5 protein-coding genes are annotated in these 7841 nt (G+C 62.1%); 1 reads left to right on the forward strand and 4 read right to left on the reverse strand.

Features of this window, described 5'->3' with window-relative positions:
* Positions 1-2: 2 nt before the first annotated feature.
* Together AC3WLM_RS05775 and AC3WLM_RS05780 are read right to left on the reverse strand one after the other, a co-directional pair.
* Positions 3-1841, reverse strand: a complete 1839-nt coding sequence (locus AC3WLM_RS05775) for a methyl-accepting chemotaxis protein (protein ID WP_492476854.1) — start codon at positions 1839-1841, stop codon at positions 3-5.
* A gap of 78 nt (positions 1842-1919) precedes the next feature.
* The gene (locus tag AC3WLM_RS05780) at positions 1920-4430 is read right to left on the reverse strand and encodes a TonB-dependent receptor domain-containing protein (protein WP_492476855.1); all 2511 of its coding nucleotides are present in this window, start codon (positions 4428-4430) and stop codon (positions 1920-1922) included.
* 206 nt (positions 4431-4636) lie between these two features.
* Between AC3WLM_RS05780 and AC3WLM_RS05785 the strand changes: the two genes are divergently transcribed.
* On the forward strand, positions 4637-5392 hold the full coding sequence (locus tag AC3WLM_RS05785) for a DUF2332 family protein (RefSeq protein ID WP_492476856.1): 756 nt from the start codon (positions 4637-4639) through the stop codon (positions 5390-5392).
* Positions 5393-5541: 149 nt separating this feature from the next.
* Here AC3WLM_RS05785 and istB read toward each other — a convergent pair whose 3' ends face one another.
* The gene (gene istB, locus AC3WLM_RS05790; protein WP_492478075.1) at positions 5542-6270 is read right to left on the reverse strand and encodes an IS21-like element helper ATPase IstB; all 729 of its coding nucleotides are present in this window, start codon (positions 6268-6270) and stop codon (positions 5542-5544) included.
* Positions 6257-7771 carry an IS21 family transposase gene (gene istA / locus AC3WLM_RS05795; RefSeq protein WP_492478074.1) on the reverse strand — a complete coding sequence of 505 codons (1515 nt, stop codon included), beginning with the start codon at positions 7769-7771 and terminating at the stop codon, positions 6257-6259. Before istA ends, istB begins: the two co-directional genes overlap by 14 nt.
* Positions 7772-7841: the final 70 nt, after the last annotated feature.

Consider the following 7841-nt stretch of genomic DNA (forward strand, 5'->3'; position numbering starts at 1 on the left):
TGTCAGAACTCCGACCAGTCGTTGTCGATAGCGAGATTGCCTGTCGCCAGCAGGACCGACGGCGCAGGCGTTGTCGCCCTCACGCGTGACGGCGCCACCGTCGGGACTCGTGCCAGAACGGGTGTCGGGAGGCGGCGCTTTTCGCCGCCGATGCGGAAGCTAGAAAAGGCGCTGGCAAGCTGGCCGGCCTGCTCGCTCAGGTTCTTGGTCGCGGCGTTCGTTTCCTCGACCATCGCCGCGTTCTGCTGGGTCATCTGATCCATCGCACCGATCGCACCGTTGATCTTGCGCAGGGCGATGCTCTGTTCGCCCGCCGTCTCGGCAATGGTCGAGATCGAAGAAGTGACCGCGCTAACGCGGCTGATGATCGTCTCCAAAGCCGAACCGGTCTCGTTGACCAGCGACACGCCCGACCTGACGTGGCTCGTCACCGCCTCGACGCGTTGCTTGATCGCGTTGGCGGCTTCTGTCGCACGCTGCGCAAGCGCGCGCACTTCCGACGCGACGACCGCGAAGCCCTTGCCGGCCTCACCCGCTCGCGCTGCCTCGACGCCTGCGTTGAGCGCGAGCAGGTTGGTCTGGAAGGCGATCCCGTCGATCATTGCCGTGATCTCGGAAATCTCGGCGCTGGCACGTTCCACGTTATCCATCGCCTCGATCGCCTTGCTGACGACCATTCCGCCATTCTCCGCCTCCCCGCGCGCCTCGACCATCGATCCGCTGACTTGCGCAGCGATCTTGGCATAGTCCTCGATCTGGGTCGTCAGGTGCTCCATCGCACTCGATGATGCCTGCAGGCTCGCCGCCTGCTGTTCGCTGCGGGTCGCAAGATCGGTCGTGGCCTGCTGGATCTCGGAAGATGTCAGGTTGATGGCGACAATGCTGTCCTGCACGAGTCCCATGGCCTGGCAAAGACGCTCCATCGCTTCGTTGAAGTCGTCCGCCACTGTCTGGAATGCCGGAGGGACGCCAATAATGCGTACCGAAAGATCCGCTTGGGCAACGGCTGACAGGCGCTCTCCGATCTGCGCCATGGCTCGCTCGCGGTCGGCCACGGCGCGGGCGCGGTCAAGAGCGGCGTCGCGGAAAACCATGACCGCGCGAGCCATGTCCCCCAGCTCGTCGGCACGGCTGGTTCCGGGAATAGGCGCGTCATTCTGGCCGTCGGCAAGCGCCGTCATCGTTTCGGTCAGGTCCGAAAGCGGAACGGCGATAGACCGCGACAGGCGCCGCGACAGCACGAGGGCGAGACCAATCAGGGTGGCGCCGCCGATTGCCAGCGCTATCCACGCGAAGAGGATCGCGCTTTCCTGCCGCGACGTCTCCTCGGTGATCTCCTTGGTCTTGGCATCTTTCACCGCGCGTAGTGGCAAAACGGCATCGCTTACCAGCACGGCCTTGCCTGCCGCACGGACCGCCTCCTGCGCCGCATCGCGCTGGCCTGCCTTGACGACGGCGATATACCTGTCGCCCCAGCTTTCGCGCCACTTCAGTGTTTCGGTGCGGGAGCGACGCACAAGGTCCTGAAGCTCCGGCTCTGTGAGTCGGGCTTCCAGCGCAGCGGATGTCTTGTCGTAATCGTCACGACCTTCGTGATACGATTTGAGATAGCTTTCGTCGGCCGTCACCAGGAAACCACGGAACTGGCTGTTCTGCCGCAGCAGCGCGGTCTCCAGTGCCAAGGTGTCGGCCAGGACTGCCTGGCTTTCGGTATTGCGCGCACTGACATTCGACACCATCGCCAGGCTGATGCCGAAGACAACCATCATCAGGGCTGCTGTCACGTTCAGCGCGACGAAAGCGAAGCCGAGGCGCCGTGGAATGTTCATGCGGTCGAACACGAGTGTGGTTTCCTTGTCGGGCGTTATCGCCTTGGTGTCGATCGTGGCTCGCCCGCGGACGAACGAGCCACCCGAGGATCAGAAGCTGTAGCGGATCGAGCCGGTGACCGTGCGCGGGTTCAGCGTCCGGATGTTGGCGATCCCCGATGCAGGAATGGTGCTGGTCGATGCCGAATAGACAGCCAGCTTGTCGAACACGTTGAAGGCTTTGACCGCAAGCGTCAGCTGCTGTGCCGGATGGAACTGCACAAACGGGCTGACGACGACGTAGCCGGGCAGCTTGAGTTGGTTCGTATCCTGCGCATAGCTGCTCGTGGTGGCATTGATCACAGCTCCAAAAGCCAGGGACGCAAACTCGACGGTCGGCCGGGCGTTGAAGGAAAGTGACGGAATGTAGCGTGGGACGTTCCCGACGAGTTCCGGGAAATCAGCATCCTTGACGATCTTCGCCTTGGTCCAGGTCCCGCCGATGGCCAGCCTGAAGGGACCGCGCTTGAATTCACCCTCGAGTTCGATGCCCTTTGCAGAATACTCGCGCACCACGTCCAGGACGATGACGTTGCCGTTCTTGTCGGCGGCCAACTGGGTATTGCGTTCCTCGGTTGATGCCCAAAAGCCGGTCACGTAGATGCCGACACCGTCGTTGCGATATTTTACACCCGCTTCCGCCTGCTTCACGATCCCGTACTTCAAGGCATCATTGGCAAGCTGGCCAGTCGTTGCATTTAGCGATCCAGGGCGCAGGACGCGATCCGCGCTGGCGCGTCCGCCGCGGCTGTAGCGGGCAAACACTGAAAGCGGCTGGGCTATACGATAATTGACCCCGGTCGAGTACGACAAGTAGCCGTAATTGTAGTCGACCCGGATCGGTCTTGTCAGCGGCAGCACGGCAACCGTCGATTCGACTGGTGCGATGGCGCCATCGCGGTTGATATCGAAGGGAGCAACCAGTTCGTCGGTAATGACCTTCCCACTCACGTCGCCACGATCATAACGCAAGCTCGCCCCGATCGAGAGCTTGCCGGTCGCAAAGTTGATCGAGCCATATGGCGCAGTGATGCGGTACTTCGTGTCGAAATTGTAATTGCCGTAAGCGCGCGGCTGTCCGAAGCCGAAGCCGTAGGCAAACACGCCGTTCTGGCTGAGCAGCGTCCCGCTGGCATTGCGCAGGTCAAGCGGCGCCATCCGTCCGTTCCCGACGACGTCGGAAATGGCGTTGGTGAAGCTCCAGTCGACGTTGTAGTCCTGAATGGCGTTGTAAATGCCGCCGCTGACAGTCAGCTTGCCGCCATTGAGGGCGAAAACGCGTGACGCTCGCAGATCGTTGGTGATGTTATCGTTCGACTTCTGGTTCATGTTCAGCAGCAGATTGATGCTGGCGAGGCCATTGCCGTTGATCTGGTTACCGGGCGCGAGGACCTGCCCGAGATTCGGGCCGGCGGCGTAGGTCAGGCTGGCGCCCGGGCCGCCCAGGATGGTCGATATCACCGCCGACGGCGCGGAAAGCATGGAATCAACCTGATTGAAATCGCCGCTGATGTCGGCAAACCGGAAGCGATTGCTGACAGTCCAGTCGGCAATCTCGAATTGCGTTTCCAGCCCGATCGCCTTGACGATCGCACGCATGCCATTTTCAAGACTGCGGTTCAGGGGATTGTTCTGGTCGTCCGTGCCAAGGTAACCCGCGACAAGCGGCGAGCCATAGCCGTCACCGGCCAGGCGAGTTCCAGCGATGCTGGCGAAGACCGGGGCTTCATCCGTCCCGGTAATCCGCGCCGGTTGCGTTCCATAGTTCGGCTGTCGGTCGTCGAGGTACTTGCCATAAATGCGGACGTAGCCACCGGCGAAGTTCCGCGTGACGTTCAGCTTGATCTGACCGCCGCGGTAGGCGGTGTACCCATAATCGCGCGGTCCTTCCCCTTCGCGGTAGAAGCCGCCGACGTGAAAACGCCAATTGTCGCCCAGAGGGCTGCCATAATCGAAGTCAATTCGCTTGAGATCGTGACCGATTCCGCTGGAAACCTGGAAATTGCCGCTTTCGATTTCGCCCGTCTTCGAGATCAGGTTCACGACCCCGCCAGGCGAGTTGGACGCGAATGTGGAGGCTGATCCGCCGCGGATCGACTGAATCTGGGATATGTTGAAGTCAGCCCGCAGATACCGGTCCGCGGCGTTGAACTGCATGTCAGCGAATTCCAGCACAGGCAGGCCGTCTTCCTGAAGCTGGAGGTACTTCGAACCATCGGCTGCCAGTGGTAGACCGCGGACGGTAATCGACGAGTAGCCATCGACGTCCGAGGTCAGCGACCGGATGCCCGGAATGTTCTGCATGATGCCGGAAATGGAGCTGACCGAGAACTTGGCCAGGTCGCTTTCGTCGATCACGCTGGCCGAGATGGCCGTGTCGAGAAGATCGCGCCCCTTGGCGACGCCGGTGCTGAACGTCTTTCCGGCTGTTGTCGATCCGGACACGGTTTCGGTCCGCTTGACCGAGGCCGTCTCGCTGGCCTCGCTTACGTCTTCTGCGAAGGCTGGAGCCGCGAGACCGCAGCCAAGCAAAGTGGTAGCAAGAAGCTTCCAGGTATGCATAAAATCCCTCAATTGATTTATCTTCCTTGAGGGTCAATAATCACCGGTCGTTAAGTCACGACGATCAAAATATTACGTAATGATACGACTGAATTCTAATATATTAACACCATGTTTATTGTAGGATACGGAAAATCCGCAATTCTTGGCGTTCGAAATAATTGATGACGATCTTCTATGGTGTGGTTTCCCCGCCGTCAGACCCCATGAAAGACACAACCTTGCCGATCGCTGCCCTTGCCGAACCATTTGCCGCTTCGGCTTTCGCGACAGGGCGCGGCGCAGCGCAGCTCGCAGTGGAAGCGCAAAAGGCGCGAAAGTTCGGAAAGATGTTTGTGGCAGCCATCCTCGAGAGCGTGGCCCGGGTCCTTCCGCAGGCACCGAGCCTCGCCCATGCGATTGACACCTGGCCGGGCGACCTGGCCAGCGCTGGCGTGATTTTCCGCCTGAATGCCGGACTTCACGCTCTGGCGCGCTCAGGCAAACATCCGGGCCTCGCTGCAATCTACAGCCGGGCGCAGCCTGCCCAGGCGCCCGAACCCTCGTTGCTCGACAGAACGCTGTCGATGGCGCTCCACGATTGCGAGGCAGACCTGCTCGAATGGATGAGCGGACCGACCCAGACCAATGAGGTGGCACGCGTAGCCGGCCTTGCCGCAGTGCTGATGGAGCTGGACGCGCGCGCGCCTATGCCGACCCACCTGCTCGAACTGGGATCGAGCGCCGGATTGAACCTCAATCTCCGACACTACTCTCTGCGTCTGGGCACGCATGGCACGGGTGACCCTGCCAGTGCTGTATCCATTGCGCCACGCTGGATCGGCCCGTCGCCCAAAGGCGAACGGATCGATCTGGCCAGCGCAAAGGGCGTGGACCTGAACCCCCTCGACGTGCGCCGTGACGCCTGTCAACCGGCGCGCAAATTTGACCCCCTATCGGCGTCCAAAATTGACCCCAGCTGATTGTTGTTTTGGCGGTTATCCCGGTAGTCCATAGGAGGGCCCCGCGGACGACGACGCGCGCCGTCAGGAGCGCTGGCGGCGGCGTCCGTGGGAGGTACCTGTGGACCCACCGGGTTAACCGCCGGGGATGGGGGTCCGGGGGAAGGGGTTCAGCTGCGGTGTTTGAACCGCCAGCTGTCGTTGCCCGTCTCGATAATATCGCAATGGTGGGTAATGCGATCGAGCAGCGCCGTCGTCATTTTGGCATCGTGGAACACGCTCGGCCATTCGCCGAACGCCAGGTTGGTGGTGATGATCACCGAGGTCTTTTCGTAGAGCTTGCTGATCAGGTGGAACAGCATCTGGCCGCCTGATCGGGCGAACGGCAGATATCCCAGCTCATCAAGCACGACGAGGTCGAGCCGGGCTAGTTGCGCTGCAAGGCTGCCTGCCTTGGCCTGACGGGCCTCTTCCTCGAGCCGATTGACCAGATCGACGGTGTTAAAGAACCGCCCTCGTGCCCCGGCACGGACCACGGCGGCAGCGATGGCAAGGGCCAGGTGCGTCTTGCCGGTGCCGGTGCCGCCGACCAGCACGATATTACGCTGTTCAGGCAGGAACGATCCGGCGTGTAGAGAACGAACCAGCCCTTCATTGATCGGTGTATCGTCGAACACGAAGCCATCCAGATCCTTGATCGCAGGCAGGCGGGCTGCGGTCATGCGGTAACGGATCGACGCTGCTTCGCGGTGTGCAACTTCAGCATGCAGGAGGTCGCCCAACATCTCCATCACGGAGCGGTCGCGGCGGATGCCATGGGTGACCGCATCGTCGAAGGCTGCGACCATGCCCTTCAAGCCCAGCCCCTTCAGGGCGCTGATCATCTCATGCCGCTGCATCAAGGCCTCGCACCGTGTCGTAGCGCGCGCAGTCGGCAATGGGCGGATGCTTGAGCTTGAGGTCCACCACGACGTCGATGGGCTGCGCTACCTGCGGTTCGCGTCGGCGCGACAGGATATTGAGGACCACTTCGTCGTTGACCGCGCCTGCCGCCAAGGCTTCGCGTATCGCGCCCTCAACCGCGGCAAGGCCATCGTCGATCACGGCAGCCAGTACCCGCACAAAGCGCCGGTCGGCATCGTCGCTCCTGCCTAGCTTGCGACGCAGCTGTGCCAGTGCAGGCGGCAGCTCCCAGTCATGGAACGGCGCGCCGTTGCGCCAGGCGCCGGGCTTGCGCGCGAGCACTGGCAGATAATGCCAGGGATCCAGCACGGTCTGGTTGCGTCCGAACATGCGGGCATGCTCAGCGACCACCTTGCCGGCATGGCGGATCACGATCCGGTCGGCATAGGCGCGTACCTGCACCACCTGCCGAGCGGCACTGGCCATGACCGAGTAGCGGTTGCGATCGAAGCTGACGAGGCAGGTCGCGGTGGCAACATGTTCGCTCTCGAAGAACCCGTCGAACGGCACGGGCAGTGGCTGCAACATGGCGCGCTCCCTCTCCAGGGCCGCAGCGATGGTCGTGTCTTCCAGGTCCGGGTGGGCATAGCGCTCGGCCCAGCGCCGGCACTCGGCCTCCAGCCAGGCGTTCAACTCCTCGATAGTGGCAAAGCGCAGGCGAGGCTTGAACAGTCGCTCCCTGCCAGTCTGGACCTGGTTCTCGACCTGGCCCTTCTCCCACCCCGCCGCCGGACTGCAGGCCACAGGCTCCACGCCGTAGTGGTCGGTCATGATCAGGAACCGTCGGTTGAACATGCGCTCCTTGCCGGTGAACACGGTCGTCACCGCGGTCTTCATGTTGTCGTAGATGCCCCGGGTGGGCACACCGCCGAAGAAGGCAAAGCCGCGCACATGGGCATCGAACACCATCTCCTGCGTCTCGCGCGGATAGGCCCGTACGAACGGTGCGCGCGACCAGCACAGCCGCATATGGGCCACCTTCACCCGCATCGGCTTGCCTGCAATCTCGACGTCCTCGTGGCTCCAGTCGAACTGGTAGGCCTCGCCGGGGCGGAACAGCAGCGGGATGAACACCTTACTCATGTCCCCGGCATCCACCCGGCGTTCCCGCTTCCAGCGCGCCGCATACCGCCGGACCGCATCATAGGAACCGGTGAAGCCCTCCCGCTCCAGCAGATCGTGAAGCCGGGTCAACCGTAGCCGATCACGGCGGGGCCGTTCCTCGTTCTGTTCCAGTAACTCATCCAGGCGCTCCCGGAACGGGCCGGTCTGCGGACGTGGCTGCTCTCGCCGCTCATAACTGAACTGCGCCTCGGGTGCCCGGATCGCCTTGCGCACCGTATTGCGCGACAAATGCATATCCCGCGCGATCGCCTTGATCGGTTTACCCTGCCTCGCTTCTCGTCGGATCTTCGCCGTCGTCTCCACAATCAACATCCCCATCCCCCACCGCTTGGAAATCCCAAACGGCGGTGCCTCACACCCAGGAATGAAGGGGTCAATTTTA

Source organism: Novosphingobium sp. FW305-C-30-35, assembly GCF_058783135.1.